Source organism: Pseudomonas sp. NPDC098747, assembly GCF_044760045.1.
Classification (GTDB): Bacteria; Pseudomonadota; Gammaproteobacteria; order Pseudomonadales; family Pseudomonadaceae; genus Aquipseudomonas.
On sequence record NZ_JBIWAL010000039.1, the window covers coordinates 30,250 to 51,011 of the forward strand.

17 protein-coding genes and 2 pseudogenes are annotated in these 20,762 nt (G+C 61.4%); 12 read left to right on the plus strand and 7 right to left on the minus strand.

Annotated elements, in window-relative coordinates:
* Positions 1-157 precede the first annotated feature (157 nt).
* From kdpF to ACIQVE_RS21035, 6 genes are all read left to right on the plus strand, one after another.
* On the plus strand, positions 158-247 hold the full coding sequence (gene kdpF / locus ACIQVE_RS21010; RefSeq protein ID WP_007899818.1) for a K(+)-transporting ATPase subunit F: 90 nt from the start codon (positions 158-160) through the stop codon (positions 245-247).
* Between the two features lie 8 nt (positions 248-255).
* Positions 256-1,950 carry a potassium-transporting ATPase subunit KdpA gene (gene kdpA / locus ACIQVE_RS21015; protein ID WP_402811634.1) on the plus strand — a complete coding sequence of 565 codons (1,695 nt, stop codon included), beginning with the start codon at positions 256-258 and terminating at the stop codon, positions 1,948-1,950.
* Positions 1,951-1,960: 10 nt separating this feature from the next.
* Positions 1,961-4,018: a potassium-transporting ATPase subunit KdpB gene (gene kdpB / locus ACIQVE_RS21020; protein WP_402811637.1), complete on the plus strand. Its 2,058-nt coding sequence runs from the start codon at positions 1,961-1,963 to the stop codon at positions 4,016-4,018.
* A 319-nt stretch (positions 4,019-4,337) separates the two neighbouring features.
* On the plus strand, positions 4,338-4,883 hold the full coding sequence (gene kdpC, locus ACIQVE_RS21025) for a potassium-transporting ATPase subunit KdpC (RefSeq protein ID WP_402811640.1): 546 nt from the start codon (positions 4,338-4,340) through the stop codon (positions 4,881-4,883).
* Between the two features lie 85 nt (positions 4,884-4,968).
* Positions 4,969-7,620: a DUF4118 domain-containing protein gene (locus ACIQVE_RS21030; RefSeq protein ID WP_402811642.1), complete on the plus strand. Its 2,652-nt coding sequence runs from the start codon at positions 4,969-4,971 to the stop codon at positions 7,618-7,620.
* Positions 7,621-7,668: 48 nt separating this feature from the next.
* Positions 7,669-8,367 (plus strand): response regulator, encoded by a 699-nt coding sequence (locus ACIQVE_RS21035; RefSeq protein WP_402811644.1) that lies wholly within the window; start codon positions 7,669-7,671, stop codon positions 8,365-8,367.
* 115 nt (positions 8,368-8,482) lie between these two features.
* On the opposite strand, the gene ACIQVE_RS21040 is transcribed toward ACIQVE_RS21035, so the two are convergent.
* A complete protein-coding gene (locus tag ACIQVE_RS21040) occupies positions 8,483-9,529 on the minus strand; it encodes a patatin-like phospholipase family protein (protein ID WP_402811647.1) in 1,047 nt (348 codons plus the stop codon).
* A gap of 216 nt (positions 9,530-9,745) precedes the next feature.
* Here ACIQVE_RS21040 and ACIQVE_RS21045 point away from each other — a divergent pair, with 216 nt between their 5' ends.
* From ACIQVE_RS21045 to ACIQVE_RS21055, 3 genes are all read left to right on the plus strand, one after another.
* Positions 9,746-10,024 (plus strand): hypothetical protein, encoded by a 279-nt coding sequence (locus ACIQVE_RS21045; protein ID WP_402811650.1) that lies wholly within the window; start codon positions 9,746-9,748, stop codon positions 10,022-10,024.
* 80 nt (positions 10,025-10,104) lie between these two features.
* Positions 10,105-10,869, plus strand: coding sequence for a CHAD domain-containing protein (locus ACIQVE_RS21050; RefSeq protein WP_402811653.1), 765 nt, complete (start codon positions 10,105-10,107; stop codon positions 10,867-10,869).
* Between the two features lie 239 nt (positions 10,870-11,108).
* A complete protein-coding gene (locus tag ACIQVE_RS21055; protein ID WP_402811655.1) occupies positions 11,109-11,903 on the plus strand; it encodes an acyl-CoA thioesterase in 795 nt (264 codons plus the stop codon).
* A gap of 23 nt (positions 11,904-11,926) precedes the next feature.
* Here the strand turns inward: ACIQVE_RS21055 and ACIQVE_RS21060 are convergent.
* The 3 genes and pseudogenes from ACIQVE_RS21060 to ACIQVE_RS21070 all read right to left on the minus strand — a co-directional run.
* Positions 11,927-12,157: pseudogene (locus ACIQVE_RS21060) on the minus strand (terminase); the annotation flags it as partial.
* Between the two features lie 229 nt (positions 12,158-12,386).
* Positions 12,387-13,868, minus strand: a complete 1,482-nt coding sequence (locus tag ACIQVE_RS21065) for a methyl-accepting chemotaxis protein (protein ID WP_402811658.1) — start codon at positions 13,866-13,868, stop codon at positions 12,387-12,389.
* A 209-nt stretch (positions 13,869-14,077) separates the two neighbouring features.
* A complete protein-coding gene (locus ACIQVE_RS21070) occupies positions 14,078-14,884 on the minus strand; it encodes a TatD family hydrolase (protein ID WP_402811661.1) in 807 nt (268 codons plus the stop codon).
* A 236-nt stretch (positions 14,885-15,120) separates the two neighbouring features.
* Between ACIQVE_RS21070 and ACIQVE_RS21075 the strand changes: the two genes are divergently transcribed.
* The 3 genes from ACIQVE_RS21075 (at position 15,121) to ACIQVE_RS21085 (ending at position 17,642) form a co-directional block, all read left to right on the plus strand.
* Positions 15,121-16,542: a transglycosylase SLT domain-containing protein gene (locus ACIQVE_RS21075; protein ID WP_402811664.1), complete on the plus strand. Its 1,422-nt coding sequence runs from the start codon at positions 15,121-15,123 to the stop codon at positions 16,540-16,542.
* A 108-nt stretch (positions 16,543-16,650) separates the two neighbouring features.
* Entirely contained in the window at positions 16,651-17,085 is a 435-nt protein-coding gene (locus ACIQVE_RS21080) for a DoxX family protein (protein ID WP_402811666.1), read from the plus strand.
* A 248-nt stretch (positions 17,086-17,333) separates the two neighbouring features.
* Positions 17,334-17,642: a class I SAM-dependent methyltransferase gene (locus ACIQVE_RS21085; protein ID WP_402811669.1), complete on the plus strand. Its 309-nt coding sequence runs from the start codon at positions 17,334-17,336 to the stop codon at positions 17,640-17,642.
* Between the two features lie 6 nt (positions 17,643-17,648).
* Here ACIQVE_RS21085 and greB read toward each other — a convergent pair whose 3' ends face one another.
* From greB to ACIQVE_RS21100, 3 genes and pseudogenes are all read right to left on the minus strand, one after another.
* Complete coding sequence (gene greB, locus ACIQVE_RS21090; protein ID WP_402811672.1) at positions 17,649-18,146, minus strand: transcription elongation factor GreB; 498 nt, start codon at positions 18,144-18,146, stop codon at positions 17,649-17,651.
* A 34-nt stretch (positions 18,147-18,180) separates the two neighbouring features.
* Positions 18,181-20,685 carry an ABC transporter permease gene (locus tag ACIQVE_RS21095; protein WP_402811675.1) on the minus strand — a complete coding sequence of 835 codons (2,505 nt, stop codon included), beginning with the start codon at positions 20,683-20,685 and terminating at the stop codon, positions 18,181-18,183.
* Positions 20,685-20,762 (minus strand): annotated as a pseudogene (locus ACIQVE_RS21100) (ABC transporter); the annotation flags it as partial. The pseudogene ACIQVE_RS21100 and the gene ACIQVE_RS21095, both read right to left, overlap by 1 nt.

Here is a 20,762-nt window from a genome sequence, read left to right on the forward strand (position 1 = left end):
CAGTCCAGACGCCGCAAAACTCAGCTGTAACGAACGCATAAACCCACTCTTTACGCTTTCTTTATGCCCCGCGCGCACCCTCGCTCTCGTTCCTTTACAGCTTCCTTCCCGACAATCACTGCACACGCGGCAATACGCCGTAACACGGAGATCTTCCATGAGCGTTCTGGACGGGGTGTCACTGCTATTGGCAGTGGGGCTGTTCATTTATCTGTTGGTTGCGCTGTTGCGCGCGGATCGGAACTAGGAGCGGCTATGCACAGTTATGACTATTGGCTGATCCTCGCGTTCTTTGCGGTGGTCTTGCTGCCGGCGCCGTTCCTCGGGCGCTTCTACTACAAAGTGATGGAAGGTCAGCGCACCTGGTTGACGCCGATTCTCGGCCCGGTCGAGCGCGGTTGTTTTCGCGTGGCCGGGGTCAATCCGCAGGACGAACAGAGCTGGCAGAAATACACGCTGGCGCTGCTGGCCTTCAACCTTGCCGGTTTCCTGCTGCTGTTCGCGATTCTGTTGTTCCAGGATCACCTGCCGCTGAACCCGCAGAATCTGCCGGGCCAGGAGTGGACGCAGGCGTTCAACACCGCGGTCAGTTTCATGACCAACACCAACTGGCAGTCCTACAGTGGTGAAGCGACGCTCAGCTACCTGAGCCAGATGGTCGGCCTCACCGTGCAAAACTTCGTCAGCGCCGCCACTGGTCTCGCCGTGCTGGTCGCGTTGTGCCGTGGCATCGGGCGCAAGTCGAGCAAGACGCTGGGCAACTTCTGGGTCGACATGACCCGCGCCACCCTCTACGGCCTGCTGCCGCTGTGCCTGTTGCTGGCACTGTATCTGGTCTGGCAGGGCGTGCCGCAAACCTTCGCGCAATACGTCAATGCGGTGACGATGCAGGGCGTTGATCAAGTGATCCCGCTGGGCCCGGCCGCCAGTCAGATTGCGATCAAGCAACTGGGCACCAACGGTGGTGGCTTCTTCGGCGTCAACTCGGCGCACCCATTCGAGAACCCGACCGCGTGGAGCAACCTGTTCGAAGTCGCCTCGATCATCCTGATCCCGGCGGCGCTGGTGTTCATGTTCGGCCATTACGTGAAGGACCTGCGTCAGAGCCGCGCGATCATCGCCTGCATGCTGGCGCTGTTCCTGATCGGCGGCGCGACTTCGTTGTGGGCTGAATATCAGCCGAATCCGACCCTGAACAACGCTGCCGTCGAACAGACCGCACCGCTGGAAGGCAAGGAAGCGCGCTTCGGCACCACCGCGACTGTGCTGTGGTCGGTGACCACCACGGCAGCGTCGAACGGCTCAGTCAACGGCATGCACGACAGCCTCAATCCGCTGAGCGGCATGGTTGCGTTGGTCAACATGATGGTCGGCGAAGTGATCTTCGGCGGCGTCGGTGCCGGGCTCTACGGCATGTTGCTCAACGTGTTGATCGCGGTGTTCCTCGCCGGTCTGATGATTGGCCGCACGCCGGAATACCTCGGCAAAAAACTCCAGGCGCGCGAAGTGCAACTGCTCGTGGTTACGCTGCTGGTGATGCCGGTTGGCGTGCTGGTACTCGGCGCGATTGCCGCCACCCTGCCGGGTCCTGCGGCGAGCATCAGCAACCCCGGCCCGCACGGGTTCAGCCAGTTGCTCTACGCCTATACCTCGGCTAGCGCCAACAACGGTTCGGCGTTCGCTGGCTTGGGCGCGAACACGCCGTTCCACAACCTGATGCTCGGCCTGGGCATGTTGATCGGTCGCTTCGGCTACATCCTCCCGGTTCTGGCGTTGGCCGGCAGCCTGGCGATGAAGAAAACCGCACCGATCGGCCAGAACAGCTTCCCGACCCATGGCCCGCTGTTCGTGACCCTGTTGACCGTGACCATTTTGCTGGTGGGCGGCCTGACCTTTCTGCCGACCTTGGCGTTGGGTCCAATCGCTGAACATCTGAGCCTAGGCTTCTAAGGAGTCCATGATGAATATGCCCGCCATCAAACCGGCTGCCGCCAAGGCGCCGGAACAGGCGAAAACCGCAATCAGTGCACTTTGGCGCCCGGCGCTGGTGCAAGCTTTCGTCAAGCTCGACCCACGGCAACTAAAGCGTTCGCCAGTGATGCTGGTGGTCGAACTGACCGCGATTTTCACCACCGTGCTGTGCTTCATTCCAGACGCTGATGTGCCGACGTTCGTCGCCGCGCAAATCGCCCTGTGGCTGTGGTTCACCGTGCTGTTCGCCAACTTCGCCGAAGCCTTGGCCGAAGGTCGCGGCAAGGCCCGCGCCGACAGCCTCAAGGCTGGCAGCGAAGGCCTCAGCGCTCGACGTAAACAGGCTAACGGCAGCTTTCAGGTCGTACCGGCTACCAGTTTGCGCAAGGGCGATGTGGTCCGTGTCGAAGCGGGGGAGATGATCCCCGGTGACGGCGAAGTCATCGAAGGCATTGCCGCGGTCAACGAAGCGGCGATTACTGGTGAATCGGCGCCGGTGATTCGAGAATCCGGCGGCGACCGCTCGGCCGTCACTGGCAACACCCGATTGGTCTCCGACTGGCTGCTGGTGCAGATCACCGCCAACCCGGGCGAATCGACCCTCGACCGCATGATCGCTCTCGTCGAAGGCGCCAAACGCCAGAAGACCCCGAACGAGGTCGCGCTGGATATCCTGCTGATCGGTCTGACCCTGATCTTTCTGCTGGTGGTCGTGACCCTGCAACCGTTCGCCCGCTTCGCCAACGGCAGCCTGCCGCTGGTGTTTTTGGTGGCGCTGTTGGTGACGCTGATTCCGACCACCATCGGCGGTCTGCTGTCGGCGATCGGTATCGCCGGGATGGATCGTCTGGTGCGTCTGAACGTGATCGCCAAATCCGGTCGTGCGGTGGAAGCAGCGGGCGACGTGCATGTGCTGTTGCTCGACAAGACCGGCACCATCACCTTCGGCAACCGTCGTTGCAGCGCGGTGTATGCCGCGCCGGGCGTGACGGGTCGTGATTTGGCCGAGGGCGCATTGTTCGCCTCGCTGGCGGACGAAACCGCCGAAGGCAAATCCATTGTCGAGTATCTGCGCGGTCTGCATCCGCAACCAGAGCCTTCACCGGAAACCCTGACCGCCGTGCCGTTCAGCGCTGAGACCCGTTTGTCCGGTGTCGACTATCAGGGCCGTGTTTACCGTAAAGGCGCGGTGGATTCGCTGCTGAGTTTCATCGGTCAACAACGCGCCGATCTGGCCCCGGCGCTGTCGCGGGAAATCGACAAAATCGCCCAGAGCGGCGGCACGCCGTTGCTGGTCTGCGCCGACGGTAAATTGCTCGGCGCTATCCACCTCAAGGACGTGGTCAAGCCGGGCATCCGCGAGCGTTTTGCCGAGCTGCGCAAACTGGGGATTCGCACAGTGATGGTCACCGGCGACAACCCGCTGACCGCTGCTGCGATTGCGGCTGAAGCGGGCGTCGATGACGTCCTCGCCGAAGCTACCCCGGAGAAGAAACTCGCGCGCATTCGTCTTGAGCAGAACGACGGTCGTCTGGTCGCGATGTGCGGCGACGGCGCCAACGACGCCCCGGCGCTGGCTCAGGCCGACGTCGGTATGGCGATGAACGACGGCACGCAAGCTGCCCGCGAAGCGGCGAACATGGTCGACCTCGACAGCGACCCGACCAAGCTGCTGGACGTGGTGCAGATCGGCAAGGAATTGCTGGTGACCCGTGGTGCGCTGACGACCTTTTCCATCGCCAACGACATCGCCAAGTATTTCGCGATTCTGCCGGCGTTGTTCGCCTCGATCTACCCGCAATTGGGCGTGCTGAACATCATGCATTTGACCAGTCCGCAGAGCGCGATTCTGTCGGCCATTGTGTTCAACGCGTTGATCATCGTGGTGCTGATTCCGTTGGCCCTGCGCGGTGTGCGTGTACAAGCGGCGAGTGCGGCGGCGTTGCTGCGACGCAATCTGCTGATTTATGGCGTGGGCGGGATTCTGGTGCCGTTCGTGGGGATCAAGGCGATCGACATGCTGCTCACGGCGTTGCATCTGGTGTGAGGCTGAAAAGAGCCCCTCACCCTAGCCCTCTCCCGGGGGGAGAGGGGACTGATTGAGGTGTTTTGGCGAGTTGCACCGACCTGAGATACCGAGCCGAATACGAGATTTCAAGAGCCCCTCTCCGAAAAGGAGAGGGTACTGACCGAGGCGTTTTGGGAGATGCACCGACTTGAGATAACGAGTCGAACTCAGGTTTTGAAAAGCACGAAAATCGGCTCCCTTTCCCCCTCGCCCCCTTGGGGGAGAGGGCTGGGGTGAGGGGGAAGAAACATCCCTGACACCCCACCAACGTTAGCCCAACGAATTCGAGGAACTAGAAATGTCCACAATGATACGTCCGGCCCTGAGCCTGCTGGTGCTGATGACCCTCGTCACCGGCGTTGCCTATCCACTGGTCGTCACGGGCGTCGCGCAGGTCGCTTTTCCCGAGCAGGCCAACGGCAGCCTGGTACACGACGCTGCCGGCAAGGTCCGCGGCTCCTCGCTTATCGCCCAGGATTTTGTCGGTGATGCCTGGTTCCATCCGCGGCCATCGGCTGGTGCCTTTGCCACTGTTTCCAGCAGTGCGAGTAACCTGGCGCCGAGCAATCCTGCATTGGCCACCCGCGTGATCGACGACGCCAACAAGTTGCAGGTTCCAGGTCAAGGCCCGGTGCCGCTGGCGCTGTTGACCACCTCCGGGAGCGGCCTCGATCCGCACTTGCCTCCGGCGGCAATTGCCTATCAACTGGCGCGTGTCGCGGCAGCGCGTAATCTGCCGGTGTCGACCGTGCAGCAACTGCTTGATGCGCACATCGAACAGCCGCTGGTGGGGCCGCCGGTGGTGAATGTTTTGGCGCTGAACATGGCGCTCGAGAAGCTGTAACTCTACGGCGCGGCCATTCGCGAGCAAGCTCGCGAAGAGGCCATGACTGCCACCGCAAACCTATCAGGAAGAGAGAACTTCAAGCATGAGCGACTCCGGCCGCGCCGACGCACTGTTAGCAGACCTGCCCCGCGACGGCCGTGGCCGGCTCAAGGTTTTCCTTGGCGCCGCGCCCGGTGTCGGCAAGACCTACGCCATGCTCCAGGCCGCCCACACCCAACTGCGCCAAGGTGTGAAAGTCATCGCCGGCGTCGTCGAAACCCACGGCCGGGCCGAAACCGAAGCGCTGCTCGGCGGCCTGCCGCAGCAACCGTTGGTGCGCTCGGAATACCGTGGCGTGATGCTCGAAGAAATGGACCTCGACGGCATCCTCGCCGCCAAACCGAAACTGGTGCTGGTCGATGAACTGGCCCACAGCAACGCCCCCGGCAGTCGTCACGCGAAACGCTGGCAAGACATTCAGGAACTGCTCTCGGCCGGCATCGACGTGTTCACCACGGTCAACGTCCAGCACCTCGAAAGCCTCAACGATCAGGTGCGCGGCATCACCGGCGTGCAGGTGCGCGAAACCCTGCCGGACTGGGTGCTGCAAGAAGCCTTTGAGTTGTTGCTGATCGACCTGCCGCCGCGCGAATTGCTCGAGCGGCTGCGCGAAGGCAAGGTCTATGTGCCGGAGCAGGCACGGGCAGCCATCGATGCGTTTTTCACCCAGACCAACCTCACCGCATTGCGCGAACTGGCGATGCAAACGGCGGCGGCACAGGTCGATAACGACCTCGCCCAAGGCTATCGCCAGCTCGGTCAGGCAGCCCCGGCGGTGCGTGGACGTTTGCTGGTCGGCATTGATGGCGATGCTCAGGCCGAGCGCCTCGTGCGTCACGCCAGCCGCGTCGCGCAGCGGCGACATTTGCCCTGGAGTCTGGTGCATATCGACAACGGCAGTGTGCGCGACGAGCAATCGCGTTTGCGTCTGCAAAGTGCTCAGCAACTGGCCGAACGCTTGGGCGGCGAAGTGGTATTGCTGCGTGCCGGAGAGGTGGCGAAAACCCTGATCCAGCATGCTACCGAACGCCGCGCCAGTCTGGTGCTTGTCGGGCAGTCCCGTCCGCGTCTGCGCCGTCGCTTGTTCGGTGGCGGTCTGGCCGCGCGGTTGCTGCGCCAGGCCCATGGCCTGGAAATCAACGTCCTCGACAGCGATCAACAACAGCATCAACCGCGAACTCGAAACCCACTGACGCTGGTTTGGTTCGACTACATGCTGGCGCTGGTCGCCACAGTGTTGGCCACTGCACTGGCGTGGGCAGTGTCAAGTGTGTTGCCGCTGCCGAACATCTCGCTGGTGTTCCTTGCGGCCGTGTTGCTGGTGGCGGTGCGCAGCAGTCTGGGGCCGGCACTGGCGTGTGCGGCGTTGTCATTTCTGACCTACGACTTTCTATTCATTCCACCGAATTTTTCGTTCAGCATTCAGCGTGAAGAAGACGTGCTGACGTTGTTGTTTTTCCTGTTGATGGCGGCGCTTACCGGCAACCTCGCTGCGCGTCAGCGTCGGCAATTGCAGGCGCTGCGCGACACCCAGGAAGAAACCTCCGAGCTGCTCGACCTGTCGCGCAAACTCACCGCCGCCACCGACCGCCAAGCCGTGGTCAGTGCCGCCGCGCAGCACCTTAATGGCTGGAGCGACCTGCAAATCTGCTTGCTCAATCGTGACGGGCAGGGTGGCTGGAAAGTTGAAACCGGCGGGCCGCTGCAATTCACCGAGTCCGAACGCGCTGCTGCCGACTGGGCGTGGCAACATGATCAACCGGCCGGGATGGGCACCGGCACGCTGCCGTTCGGTCGCTGGTGGTGGTGGCCGCTGTCGGTCGAGGACGGTCCGCTGGCGCTGCTCGGGGTGTGCGCCAAAGAAGGCCAGACCTTGAGCGGCCAGCGTCGCCGGTTGCTCACCGCGCTCAGTCAGCCACTGGCCCAAGCCCTGGCCCGCGCACAGTTGGCGGATGACTTGGAAGCAGCGCGGCTGCACGGCGAAACCGAGCAATTGCGCAGCGCGCTGCTGGCCTCGGTGTCCCATGATTTGCGCACGCCGCTGACGTCCATGCGCGGCAGCATCGACAGCCTGCTGGCCCTCGGTGAAGCGATCCCGTTGGAGGATCGCCGCGAGCTGCTCGAAGGCACCCGCGATGAAGCCGAACGCCTCGACCGCTACATCCAGAATCTGCTCGACATGACCCGCCTGGGCCATGGCGCGCTGAAACTGGCGCGCGACTGGGTGTCGCCGGCCGATATCGTTGGCAGTTCGCTTAATCGTCTGCGCGCTGTGCTGGCGCCGTTGCAGGTCAGCACCGAGGTGCCGGCCGAGTTACCGTTGCTGTACGTGCACGCCGCGTTGATCGAACAGGCGCTGGTCAATGTGCTGGAAAACGCCGCGCGTTTCTCGCCACCTCACGGCCGCTTGCAACTGCGCGCAGGTGCAGACGATAAGGAGATTTTCTTCTCGGTCAGCGACGAAGGTCCGGGGATTCCCGAAGACGAGCGGGCGAAGATTTTCGACATGTTCTACACCGCAGCACGCGGTGATCGCGGCGGCCAGGGCACCGGCCTTGGCCTGGCGATTTGTCAGGGCATGGTCGGTGCGCATGGCGGGCGAATCAGTGTCGCCGACGGCATCGACGGGCGCGGCACCTGCATCACCTTGCACCTGCCATTGCAGGCGCAACCGGGGATGGACAATGAAGCCTGAACCCGACTGCGCTACTCTCTTGCCAATCTTTTGTGTTGATGTGAATTCATGAGCCAGACCGCGACCATTTTGGTCATCGACGACGAACCGCAGATCCGCAAATTTCTGCGCATCAGCCTCGTTTCACAAGGTTACAAAGTGTTGGAGGCCGGCACCGGTGCCGAGGGCCTGGCGCAAGCCGCGCTGAATAAACCGGACCTGCTGGTGCTCGACCTCGGCCTGCCGGACATGGACGGCCAGCAAGTGCTGCGTGAGTTTCGCGAGTGGGCCACGGCGCCGGTGCTGGTGCTGTCGGTGCGCGCTAGCGAAGGGCAGAAGGTCGAGGCGCTGGATGGCGGCGCCAACGACTACGTGACCAAACCGTTCGGCATTCAGGAATTTCTGGCGCGGGTGCGCGCGTTGTTGCGTCAGGCGCCGGCAGGGGAGGCGCAGCAAGCAGCGCTGAGTTTCGGCCCGCTGACGGTGGATCTCGCCTATCGGCGGGTGTTGCTTGATGGCGTCGAAGTGGCCCTGACTCGCAAGGAATATGCGGTGCTGGCGCAACTGGCGCGGCATCCGGGACGGGTGATCACTCAGCAGCAATTGCTCAAGGATATCTGGGGGCCGACGCATACCGAGGACAGTCATTACCTGCGGATCGTGGTGGGGCATTTACGCCAGAAACTGGCGGATGATCCGACACGGCCGCGGTTTATCGTGACGGAGGCGGGGGTTGGTTATCGGCTGTTGAGTGAGAGCAGTCTGTAGTTTTTGTGTGGGCTGGTCCGGCCCCTTCGCGAGCAAGCTCGCTCCCACATTGGAATGCAGTCTCCTGTGGGAGCGAGCTTGCTCGCGAAGGGGGGCTGACAGTCAGCCGAGAACTTCAGGACTCTCTGCCCTGCTCCTCTTCATACCGATCCATCGTATCCCGCGCAATCTCGCGCCCCAACGCGATCAGCTCCGGCGCCTTGTAAAACTCGAAAAACCGGCACACGCGCTTCGGCACGTTGATCAGGATGTCCGGTGGATACCCGGCAATCTTGTACTGCGCCAACGAGGTCTGCATCACCTCGAAACTCTGGTTGATCAAGTCCAGCAATGACGCCGGCCCGACGTTATCGATAATGAACGAGCCGGTAGCGGACTTCGGTGCGCCTTCGCGCTCGGGCGCGGCGGCGGGTTGTTGCGATTCCGGTTCGGCGCCTTCGAGCCACGGGTTGATGCTCGCTGCCTCGGCACGCAGTGCTTCCTCTTGCAGCTTCAACAATTTCTCGGCCTGGGTGCGGCGGAACGGCATCTTCGAACCGAGCGAACTGATCAGGCTGTCGAACCGCGAACGAAAGGCGGGAGGGCGCTGGATCACCGGTAATTTGTAATGCCGCTGGTTGGTCGAGTTGAGATTGACCGCGATGATCAGATCGCAATGACTCGACACCACCGGCACGATCGGCAGCGGGTTGAGTATCCCGCCGTCAACCAGCATCCGGTTACCTTGCATCACCGGGGTAAACAGGCTGGGAATCGCCGCCGAGGCGCGCATGGCCTGATGCAGACAGCCTTCCTGAAACCAGATTTCCTGCTGGTTGGTGAGGTCGGCGGCGACCGCGGTGTAAGGGATACGCAGGTCTTCAATGTTGATATCGCCGACGATCTTGCGGATCTGGCCGAAGACCTTTTCACCGCGAATCGCGCCGAGACGGAAACTCACGTCCACCAGGCGCAGCACGTCGAGGTAATCCAGACTTTCGATCCAGTTCTTGTATTCATCGAGCTTACCGGCGGCGTAGATTCCGCCGACCACCGCGCCCATCGAACAACCGGCAATACAGGCGATGTCATAACCGCGTCGTTCAATCTCTTCAATGACTCCGATATGGGCGTAACCCCGGGCGCCACCGGAGCCCAGCACCAGTGCGACACGCTTTTTCATCAAACTTCCTCCCGACAAGGCTGCACAATGCACCCATCGAGCAAGCGGCTCAATCGCCGAAGTCGCTCAGCGCGTCGATGACGTCGTTTTTTCGATACTCTGTGATCACTCGGGGCTATCCTTCTGCCACCGCATATTCATGGGGCGCCAAGGCACTTTTTCTCAGCCTTATCGTCTTACGTGCACGACTGTTGACCTATCTTTGAGGTGTGAGTGATGAAAGCCTGGATCTGTGTACCGTTGATGGCCCTGGTATTGGCCGGTTGCGCCGGTAAAACCGCTTATCGCGACAGCTGTGGCAGCCAGCTCGACACCGCGTGGCGTGAGCTGGACCTGGCCAAGGCCGAAGGCTTCGCCGGCACCGTGAGTTATTCCAAAGCCCTGTCGTTGCTGACGGCCGCCAAGACCCAGCAGCAATTCGAAGGCTTTGAAGGCTGCGCCAGCAAGGCCGAGAAGGCGCGTTTCTACATTCGCGAATCCCGCGCTGGCCGCTAAGCTGCTGACGTAACGCAAGTGCGCTGAGGCCGCGAAGTTGCAGACTCAGTTGCCAAGCTTTTTGAATCAGGGAGCAAGTGATGTCTGCGTTGGTTGACGGCTTGGTGGCTCATGTCCTGAGCCTGGAAGTGCGATTGCTGGCTTGTCAGGCGCGCCTCACCGCGCGTACCGACCCCGAGGCGCTGCACGATCTGCGCACCACGGTGCGGCGCTTGCGCAGCCTGTTGCGACCGTTGCGCGGCTTGCCGGGTGTCGAGCAACTGGAAAACGCGGCGTCGGCGGTCGGCCAGTTGACCACGCCGTGGCGTGATCGCGAAGTGCTGGCGGCGTACCTGCTCGAACACGATCAACCCCAAGCCGCACAACGGCGCATGGCGCAGATGGCCGAGGCTTATCCGGCGCTGGCGGCGAGTCAGGAAGTGGCCTCGCTGCTGATGATTCTCGACGCTTTTCCGCGTTTCCTGCGGGCCTCGCAGCGTCAGGGCCTGCTCAAAGGTTTGGACAAACGCATCGAAAAACGCCTCGGCAAACAGTGGGAAAAACTCGACGAGGCGCTGCACGATCCGGCTCATGACCGCCATCGCTTGCGTCTGTTGATCAAGCGTGTGCGTTATGGCATCGAAGCCTATCCCGAACTGGATCGCTTGCCGGCGGCAGCGCTGGAGCGGCTGAAGTCTGCGCAAGGGGCCTTGGGTGATTGGCATGATTGCTGGCAGTGGCTGGCGCGGGCCGAGTTGGAAGCGGATCTGCAGCCGTGTGTTGCGACGTGGCAGGCGACCATGATCAAGGCTGAAGCCAAGGCAGATCGGGTGCTCGAAAAACTCAGCTCATCCTGCTTTAAATAATTTTGAAATCCCGACAGTCATCGTGGGAGCGAGCTTGCTCGCGAAGAGGCCGTGTCAGTCGAATTAACGTCGTCTGACACGCCGCTTTCGCGAGCAAGCTCGCTCCCACAGGGCTGTTTATCGTGTTCGAAATTGCGGCGTAAGGCCTATCTGTCTGCCCATTTGACCGGAATAGACGCTGCGGCGCTCTGCCGGGCTGGGTAAGATCCCTGCATTCATTTTTGCTTTCTGAGGTTGTCATGCGCTTTAGCGATCTGCTTGATGCGGTCCACCGCGACTCGACGCTGACTATTCCTGCCGAATGGGGTCAGGGCCGCGCCAGTTTCGGTGGCCTGGTCGCCGCCCTGCAATACGAAGCCATGCGCGCCAAAGTGCCGGCGGATCGCCCGGTGCGTTCGCTTGCGATCACCTTTGTCGGCCCGGTCGAGCCTGAAGTGCCGGTAAGTTTTGAAGTCGATGTTCTGCGAGAAGGCAAAGCCGTCAGCCAAGTGCTGGGCCGGGCGATGCAGAACGGTCAGGTGGTGACAATCGTCCAGGGCAGCTTCGGTGCCTCGCGACCCTCAGAAGTAGCGGTCGAAGCGTATCCCGCGCCGCAAATGAAGCACTGGGACGAATGCCAGGAATTGCCCTACATCAAAGGTGTGACGCCAGAGTTCATGCGCCATCTGGCGATGCGCTGGACTACCGGCGGCATGCCGTTTACCGGCACCCCATCGCGGCTGATGGGCGGTTGGGTGCGACTGCGTGGGGATGTGAAAGAAGAGCCGGTCAGTGAGGCGCATCTGCTGGCGCTGGTTGACGCATGGCCACCGGCGCTGTTGCCGTATCTGAAGAAGCCTGCACCCGGCAGCACGTTGACCTGGACCATCGAATTCGTTCAGCCGCTACGCGACTTGAGTACGCTGGACTGGTGCCAATATCTGGCAGACATCGAGTACGCCGCCGACGGCTACGGTCATGTCGCCGCCAAGTTGTGGAGCGCGCAAGGGGAACTGATCGCCATGAGTCGCCAGACCGTCACGATCTTTGCCTGATTCAATGCCGACCGTGGCGCTCACGCCTCCAGGTGATGGCCGTGGCGCTGTAAACCCAGCGCCGCGACGATGCCAATCACACCGATGGCCACGCTGGGCAGGCTTAGGCTGAACACGCCGGAGACGATCAACAGAAACGCCACGATGAACAACGGCACGGCGATCAAGTGCAGAACCTGATGGGTCGGATGCTGGTGATTGCCCGGGTGCGCGCGCCATTGCCACGCGGGAAGGTTGGGATGACGTTTGCCCATGTCTGCTACTCCTCGATCCATGCTGAACACATGATTGAAGAATAGGCCCGGGCGGGAAGGGCGGCGAATCAAGCTTGGCTATGAGCGCGATAGGCTTCATCGCAGGAATTGATGTTGACCGAGCTGACGCCTTCGCGAGCAAGCTCGCTCCCACAGGGTTCACGGGTGTCCACAGAATTTGTGTCCGCTAGAGATCCCTGTGGGAGCGGGCTTGCCCGCGATGGGGGCCTCAAAGTTTCAGCTGACCTATCGCTTTGCTCAACTCCCCAGCCAAAGTCGCCAACTCATTACTGGTCGTCGCCGAATCCACTGTCTGCTGCACGGTGTTCTCGGTCACATCGCGAATGCTCACCACCGCCCGATTCATCTCCTCGGCCACCTGACTTTGTTGCTCTGCCGCCACGGCGATCTGCGTGTTGCTCTCACGCATCTGCGCCACCGCCCCGGTGATCTCCGCGAGTGCCTCGCCAGCCTCTTGCGCCTGTTGCACACAGTCGTCAGCCTTGTACGAACTCTCCTGCATGAAATCCACCGCATCACGCGTGCCGGCCTGCAACGCCGAGACCATGGTGGTGATCTCGTCAGTCGAGGTCTGCACACGTTTGGCCAGGTTGCGCACTTCATCGGCGACCACCGCGAACCCACGGCCCATCTCGCCGGCGCGAGCCGCTTCAATGGCGGCGTTGAGCGCGAGCAGATTGGTTTGCTCGGCAATACTGTGAATCACGCTGACCACGCCGTTGATCTTCTGGCTGTCCTCGGCCAGCCGTCGAATCATCTCGGCGGTCTGTTGCACGCCGCTGGACAGACCGGCAATCGAATGCTGCACCCGCGCCACCACCTGCTGGCCGCTACCGGCGAGGACGTCGGCGGTTTGTGACAGATCGCGGGTGGCGCCGGCATGCTGGGCGATGTGGTAAACGGTGGCGGTCATTTCGTTGATCGCCGTGGCCGCCTGATCGGTTTCACTCTGCTGGCCGAGCATGCCGTGACGCACTTCGTTCATGCTCGACGCCAGGCGTGCAGCCCCGACATCCAGTTGCCGTGCGGTATTGGCGACCGTGGTGACCACGCGCTGATAACCGGCCTGCATCGCGTTGAACGCATTGGCCATTTGCCCGACTTCGTCCTTGCAGGCCAGCGGCACTCGGGCGGAGAGGTCGCCGCTTTTTTCAACGTGCAGCATCACGTCTTTCAACGTGTTGAGCTGGCTGAGCAGGAAGCGAATCAGCAGTTGCGAAGCGCCGAGCATCGCCAGCATCAGGATGAACACCGCCACCGCATAGTTGGCGAAGCGCTCACCGAACACCTGAGTAAGGCTCGGGCCATGGGCGACGACCGCGACTTGCTGGCCGTCGGCGCGGCTGAAGACTTCGGCGCCGATCAGCAGATTGTCGCCGAACAGGGGCAGGTGATTGATCTCGTGCCAGCCGTTGCTGTCGGTTATCTCCAGCAGCGGCTGATCGTTGAGGCGCGGTGCTTCGCCGCGTTTAAACGTCAGTAGTTGCTCGGCCTTGGGCAGCGGCTGCACGGCCGGCCAGGCTTTGAGCAACTGTGCCTGAGTTTGGGCCGACGATTGTGCCGCGTGACTGCGCGCCTGCTGTTCAAGTTGAACGGCGTACAGCACCAGCAGTAGGGTAGTGACGAAGGCGACCGCGTTGACCGCCCAGAATTTGTATTTCAGCGAGATATTGCTAAGCCAGGCACCCATGGAGGTTTTCTCTGATAGCGGAAACAGTTTTGGCAAGGTGCCAGCATTGTGCCGCTATGCAGGTCCGGGACCTTGATGTACGTCAACAAGCCACGCCGCAGATCCCCTGTGGGAGCGAGCTTGCTCGCGAATGCGCTGTGTCAGACGAAGCCGTGTTGATTGATACACCGCATTCGCGAGCAAGCTCGCTCCCACATTGGGCTTTTGTGTCAGGAAAAAACCGGCAGGTTGAAAAATGCCCGTGCACACGCAGTCGTGTGCGCCGCCAGGTCTTCCTCGGTCTCACCCCGATGCAACGCCACCTCACGCAACACGTCAGTCAGATACGCCGGTTCATTGCGCCCATTCTTCGGTTTCGGTCGCAAGGTGCGTGGTAGCAAATACGGTGCGTCGCTCTCGAGCATCAGCCGTCCACGCTTGATCTCTTTAACCAGCGGATGCAGATGCGTGCCCCGGCGCTCGTCGCAGATCCAGCCTGTAATGCCGATGTGCAGATCCAGATCGAGATAGCTGAACAAGGCCTTTTGCTCGCCGGTGAAGCAATGCACCACGGCGGCGGGCAGTTGATCGCGGAAGTCTTTGAGAATCTCCAGCAGGCGTTGGCTAGCATCGCGCTCGTGGAGGAACACCGGCAATTGCAGTTCAACGGCCAGCGCCAGATGTTCTTCGAAGACTTTTTCCTGCTGCGGGCGCGGCGAGAAATCGCGGTTGAAATCCAGCCCGCATTCACCCACCGCGACCACATTCGACTCCTTCAGCAAACTGCGCAGGCGCCGAGCGCTGTCAGCGTTCCAGTCACTCGCCGAATGCGGGTGAATCCCAGCGGTGGCGAACAGTCGTTGGCCACTTTCGTCCAGTTGCTGGCAAAGCTCCAGCGCCTGCTCGCTACCCTCGACGCTGGTGCCGGTCAGCACCAGTTGGCAGACCCCGGCGGTATAGGCGCGGTCGAGTACGGCCTGGTGTTTTTCGGCGAAACTGGGGTTGGTCAGGTTGACGCCGATATCGATGAGTTGCATGGTTGCTACCTCGGGCCGAAGGCCGGAAAGCATACCAGAGCTGTAGATTCATAAGAAAAGCCAAGAACTACAATGAGTTAACGCTGTCTTTTGATGCCGCGACGCCGCGTGGGTTGGCAGTAATGCCATCACTGTGCCAGTCTCTCGCACGTTGCCAGCGCTCCAGGCGCTCTGTTTTCGTCGGTGATTTCAACCGTTCACCGCTGATTTCGCCCCGTATTCTTTCCGGAGAGTGGATGATTCGTCCCTCGGTTTTGCTGCTGTTGTGTGCATCGTTGCTGCTGCCGATGACGGCGGTTGCGCGCCTGCCCGGGCCGCAGCAAGCGGTGCCCGCCGTCAAGGTTCGCGATCTTTCGGAGATTCGCAGCAGCCGCGTGTTGCGGGTGCTGGTCAACCAGAGCCGCAACAGCTCCGGCGAAGTCCAGGGCCAGGCAATCGGCGTCGAATACCATCGCCTGCGCGCCTTCGAGCAATACCTCAATGGTCACTCCCGGGATGGCCAGGAAATTACCCTCAAGATCATTCCCAAAGCCAAGGATCAACTGCTCGGCGCGTTGCAGCGTGGGGAAGGTGACTTGGTCGCGCCTGGGGAATTGCTCGAACTGCAACCGGGTTATGCGGTGGCCAGCAGTGAGCCGATCGCCAGCAACGTGCCGTTGGTGCTGGTGGGCATCAAAGGCGAGCGGCGCTACACCAAGGTCGAACAGCTCGCCGGTAAAACCCTTGCGTTGCCCACCGGCAGTGCAGCAGGGGAGGCGGTCAGTCAGCTCAATCAAAAACTGGCGCTGCGCAAACTTGCGCCGATCAAGATCGAATGGGTCGATCCGACGCTGGCCGTCGAAGACGTGTTGGAAATGGTGCAGGGCGGCATCTTCCACCTGACCGTCGTTGAACTACCGATTGCCGAGCGCTGGGGCAAGATCCTGCCCAAGCTGCGTGTGGATCGACAACTGATGATCAGCGAGCCGGGTGAGGAATATTGGTTCGTGCGCCGTGATGCATCGATGTTGCGGGCCAGCGTCGACCGTTTCATCAGCGGTTACAAGAAACCAGCGAACGAAGATGCAGCGTTTCTACGTATCTATCGTCGGCTCTACAAGGTCCACTATCCATTGGCCAAGGCCGACCGTCAGCGCCTGGAGAAACTGCGCCCGACCCTGCAAAAACACGCGGCTGCGCAAAACATGGATTGGTTGAATCTGGCAGCGCTGGCGTTCAAGGAGTCGGCGCTGCAACCCAATGCCCGCAGCGGCAGTGGCCCGACCGGGCTGATGCAAATCACGCCATCCGCCGCCCAGCGCGTCGGCGTGAACAATATCCAGAATCTCGATGCGAATGTGCAGGCCGGAGCCAAGTACCTGGCGCTGATCCGCCGCAAGTTCTTCAACAGCCCCAAACTTAACGAGCGCGAACGCATGGCTTTCACGCTGGCGGCCTACAACATCGGCCCCGAGCGAGTGCAAGGCATGCGCGCCGAAGCCCGGCGCCGTGGGCTCAACCCCAACCAGTGGTTCTTCCAGGTCGAGCGCATTGCCATGGAGCAGGTGGGAATGGGTGCCGTCAGCTATGTTAATAGCGTGAACAAGTATTACTTGGCGTTCGATCGGGAGCGGGAGTCGTTGGAGCCCGGTGGACAGAAAGTCGTCTCACGGAAATGATCAATTAAATTGATTGTTATGGCGGGTTTTTTGCGCTTTTAACATGAAAATAACTGATTAATATAGCGGCCAACCAACACACACTTCTCGCAAAACAAGGAACGCAGCATGAGCTCTCTGATCAACAAGGTACTGTTCACCCGCGCTGGCTACGGCCTGACCATCCTGCGTATTGTGGTCGGCGTGATCTTCGCCGCACACGGCGCACAGAAACTCTTCGGAATGTTCGGTGGTTATGGTCTTGCCGGCACCGCGCAGTTCATGGAAAGTCTGGGTCTGACACCGGGTTATGCCATGGCTGTTCTGTCGGGTGGCACCGAGTTTTTCGGTGGCCTGGCGCTGATCATCGGCCTGCTGGTCCGTCCGGCAGCATTAGGTTTGACCTTCCTGTCGCTGGTAGCGATCTTCACCGTGCACATCAGCAACGGGCTGTTCATGGCCAACAACGGTTACGAGTTCGCCTTGGCTTTGCTCGGTGGCAGCCTCGCGGTGCTGATCGAAGGCGCCGGCAAGCTTTCGGTGGACCGCGCCATCGCCGGTTGACCGCTCTGGCTCAAGCCAAAGGCCCGCATTGTGCGGGCCTTTTTTGTTTTGGCTGATTCTTGACACTGATCGGTCACGTTCTCTAGGATGTTGCCCATGCGCCGATTTAAACAGCTACTTGCGGGGCGCCAGGTGACTCGATCAGTCACCGTCAGAAGCCGGAACAGGGCTTCGAAATACCGCTAAAGCGCTGGTTCGGTGTTGCCTCTCACCTGCCATGCAGACTTTTGAGGCAGAGACACGACACAATGAATGCATTACGCCCTCCAGCACGTCCCGCGCCGATCACGGCACACATCACCCAGCGCAATCCAAAAATCCTCCTTGGCGGTCAACATCAGCCGACGCTGTTGCGTTATCTCGATGGTTGGCCACGGCGCAGCGGCGGCCCTGCCGCGTTCCTGATCCAGTTCGTTGAAGACGGTGAGTCGCTCGCGCGGTTTGCCACTGACAGTTTTGATCTGGCCGTGATTCAGGCGCCCAGCCAGGAAGACGCACCGCAGATGATCAAGCAACTGGTGCGGGTCGCGCGGCAAGGGTTGATCGCCCGTCGCTGATTGCGCTTACGGGTAATCGATCGCCACGATGTACACGCATTGCTCGCCGGTCGGGGTTTGCACGCGCACTTCGGCATCCAGCGCCTTGCCAATCAAGGCGCGGGCCAAGGGCGAATCAATGCTGATCAGGCCCAGCTTCAAATCCAGTTCATCCGGACCGACGATGCGGTAGCGCGATTGCTTGCCGTCTTCGTCTTCGATGGTCACCCAGGCACCGAAGTAGACCTTGTTCGGATCGCTGGGTTTTTCGCTGACAATCTTGAGCGCTTCCAGACGCTTGGTGAGGAAGCGCACACGACCGTCGATTTCGCGCAGCATCTTTTTGCCGTAGGTGTATTCAGCGTTTTCCGAGCGATCGCCCTGAGCCGCCGCCTCGCTGACCGATTGCGTCACTTGCGGACGACGCACGTGCCACAACTCATGGAATTCAGCGCGCATCCGCGCTTCACCTTCAGGGGTGATCAGCGCGGTGCCGGCGGTGCGGGGAGGGCGATAACGGCTCATGGCAACTTCTTGTGGTGACGAGCGCTGGAGTCTATCAACCCTCGCGCAACACTGTCAGCGGACTTGCGTTGAGTGCCCGGCGCGTGCCGAACACACCGGCGCCGCCGATCAGCACTGCGCCAATCAGTGGCAGTACCAGCAGCCACGGATGCGGATGCCACGGCAGATCGAACGCGTAGCGATACAACACCAGACTCACCACTTCCGAGCCAATTGCCGCGAGCAAACCGCTGACCGCGCCGAGCAGGCCGAACTCGATACGCCGAGCCTTGATCAGCAATTGCCGCTCGGCACCCAAAGCACGCAGGAGCGCGCCTTGGCGAATGCGTTCATCCAGCGTCGCTTGCAACCCGGAAAACAACACGGCCATGCCCGCCGCCAAGACAAACAACAACACGTATTCCACGGCCAAGGTGACCTGGGCGAGGATGCTGCGCAGTTGTTCAAGCAAGGCTTCGACCTGAAGTATGGTCACCGCCGGGAAGGCACGCGACAGTTCGACGATCTGCTGGTCGTGACCCGCGGCCAGATAGAAGCTGGTCAGGTAGGTCGCCGGCAGATCCTTCAATGTGCCGGGCTGGAAGATCATGAAGAAGTTCGGCTGGAAGTTGTCCCAGTTGATATCACGCAGGCTGGTGACTTTCGCTTCGCGATTGACTCCGCCAACGCTGAACACCATGTGATCGCCCAGTTTGAGTTTGAGGCTCTCGGCGACTTTGCCTTCCACCGACACACCCGGGACATCGTCGGTTGGCTGTTCAGTCCACCACGATCCGGCCGTCAGTTTGTTGCCAGCGGGCATATCGGCGGCCCAGGTCAGGCTCAGGTCACGTTGAATCGCGCGGTCGCCGGCAGAATCCTTGCTGACGATTTGCTGCACCGGGTCACCGTTGATGCTGATCAGCCGCCCCGGCACGACCGGGTACAGCGGCGCCGCTTGCGCAGACACCTTTATCAGGTGATCGGTGAAAGCCTGTTTGTCTGCCGGCAAAATGTTCAGGGCAAAGTAGTTGGGTGCGTTTTTCGGCAGTTGGTTTTGCCAGGTGTCGAGCAGTTCGCCGCGCAACAGCGCGATCAGTGCCATGGACAACAGGATCAGCCCGAACGCCAATGATTGGCCCGCAGCGGCCAGTGGATGGCGCAACAACTGGCCAAGGCCAAGACGCCACGGCAACGATGCACGGGCGAGCATCCGCCGCAGGCTTTGCAGTAACAACAGCAACAAGCCACCCAACACTAACGCTGCGACCACGCCACCGCCGAGCAGGGCGAACGTCAGCAGCAGATCAAGGCTAAGGCGCCACATGATCAGGCCGAGAGCGCCCAAAGCGGCGCCGTAAACCATCCACGTGCTCGATGGAATCGGCAGCATGTCGCGGCGCAGCACGCGCAAGGGCGGCACACGACCCAGCGCGGCGAGCGGCGGCAGGGCGAACCCCGCCAGCGCCACCAACCCGGTGCCGATCCCGGCGATGGCCGGAAACAGGCCGCCCGCTGGCACGTCACTCGGCACCAGGTCATGCAGCAGCGCAAACAAACCCAGTTGTGCCAACCAGCCAAGCAAGGCACCGCTGAGGCTGGCGAGCAGACCGAGTACGGTCAGTTGCAGGCTGAACAACACCATGGTTTCGCGGCGTGACAAGCCGAGGCAGCGCAACAAGGCACTGGCATCGAAGCGGCGGCTGGCGAAGCGATTGGCCGACAGTGCGACGGCCACCCCAGCCAGCAACACCGCGACCAGACTGGCCATGTTCAGATAGCGCTCGGCCTTGCCCAGCGCGCCACCAATCTGTCGGTTGCCGTCGCGGGCATCCTGTATCCGCTGGTTCGCCGCGAGCCCCGGTTTGATCAACTGTCGATAGGTTTCCAGCGCTTGCGGCTCGCCGCGCCACAGTTCGCGGTAGCTCACCCGGCTGCCGGGCTGCACCACGCCGGTGGCGGCGAGATCATCAATGTTGATCAGCACCCGTGGCGTCAGGCTATAGAAATTGCCGGCACGATCCGGCTCATAGGTCAGCACCCGGGTCAGCTTCAATGTCTTCGAGCCGACATCGATGCTGTCGCCGATCTTCAGATCCAGCGCGGTCAGCAGGCGTGCCTCGACCCAGGCTTCGCCCGATTGCGGTTCGCCGCCGGGCTCTTCAGTGGCGAAGGGCGCCGGGGCGCTTTTCAGTTCGCCGCGCAATGGATAAGCGCGATCGACCGCTTTGATACTCGACAACTGAATGCTGTTGTCGGTGGCGATGACGCTGGAGAACTCCACCACTTGCGCATGGTTCAGACGCAGCTCGGTGCCGCTTCTGATCTGCTCCTCACGGGCCGGCGAGCTGCCTTCGAGCACCAGGTCTGCGCCGAGAAACTCGGTGGCACGCAACATCATGGCGCCGTTGAGGCGAGCGCCGAAATAACCGATGGCGGTACTCGCCGCGACCGCCACGACGAGGGCAAAGAACAACACCCGCAACTCTCCGGCGCGGGCATCACGCAGCAGTTGGCGGATGGCGAGACTGAACAGACGCAACAGCGGCAGACGTGCCATCAAGGCTCCAGAGGGGCGACCAACAGCCCGGCTTCAAGACGGATCAGGCGCCGGCAGCGATGGGCCAGGCGTTCGTC

Coding starts and splice junctions, on each gene's coding strand:
- kdpF (WP_007899818.1), top strand. CDS start 158: ATGAGCGTTCTGGACGGGGTGTCACTGCTATTGGCAGTGGGGCTGTTC.
- kdpA (WP_402811634.1), top strand. CDS start 256: ATGCACAGTTATGACTATTGGCTGATCCTCGCGTTCTTTGCGGTGGTC.
- kdpB (WP_402811637.1), top strand. CDS start 1,961: ATGAATATGCCCGCCATCAAACCGGCTGCCGCCAAGGCGCCGGAACAG.
- kdpC (WP_402811640.1), top strand. CDS start 4,338: ATGTCCACAATGATACGTCCGGCCCTGAGCCTGCTGGTGCTGATGACC.
- ACIQVE_RS21030 (WP_402811642.1), top strand. CDS start 4,969: ATGAGCGACTCCGGCCGCGCCGACGCACTGTTAGCAGACCTGCCCCGC.
- ACIQVE_RS21035 (WP_402811644.1), top strand. CDS start 7,669: ATGAGCCAGACCGCGACCATTTTGGTCATCGACGACGAACCGCAGATC.
- ACIQVE_RS21040 (WP_402811647.1), bottom strand. CDS start 9,529: ATGAAAAAGCGTGTCGCACTGGTGCTGGGCTCCGGTGGCGCCCGGGGT.
- ACIQVE_RS21045 (WP_402811650.1), top strand. CDS start 9,746: ATGAAAGCCTGGATCTGTGTACCGTTGATGGCCCTGGTATTGGCCGGT.
- ACIQVE_RS21050 (WP_402811653.1), top strand. CDS start 10,105: ATGTCTGCGTTGGTTGACGGCTTGGTGGCTCATGTCCTGAGCCTGGAA.
- ACIQVE_RS21055 (WP_402811655.1), top strand. CDS start 11,109: ATGCGCTTTAGCGATCTGCTTGATGCGGTCCACCGCGACTCGACGCTG.
- ACIQVE_RS21065 (WP_402811658.1), bottom strand. CDS start 13,868: ATGGGTGCCTGGCTTAGCAATATCTCGCTGAAATACAAATTCTGGGCG.
- ACIQVE_RS21070 (WP_402811661.1), bottom strand. CDS start 14,884: ATGCAACTCATCGATATCGGCGTCAACCTGACCAACCCCAGTTTCGCC.
- ACIQVE_RS21075 (WP_402811664.1), top strand. CDS start 15,121: ATGATTCGTCCCTCGGTTTTGCTGCTGTTGTGTGCATCGTTGCTGCTG.
- ACIQVE_RS21080 (WP_402811666.1), top strand. CDS start 16,651: ATGAGCTCTCTGATCAACAAGGTACTGTTCACCCGCGCTGGCTACGGC.
- ACIQVE_RS21085 (WP_402811669.1), top strand. CDS start 17,334: ATGAATGCATTACGCCCTCCAGCACGTCCCGCGCCGATCACGGCACAC.
- greB (WP_402811672.1), bottom strand. CDS start 18,146: ATGAGCCGTTATCGCCCTCCCCGCACCGCCGGCACCGCGCTGATCACC.
- ACIQVE_RS21095 (WP_402811675.1), bottom strand. CDS start 20,685: ATGGCACGTCTGCCGCTGTTGCGTCTGTTCAGTCTCGCCATCCGCCAA.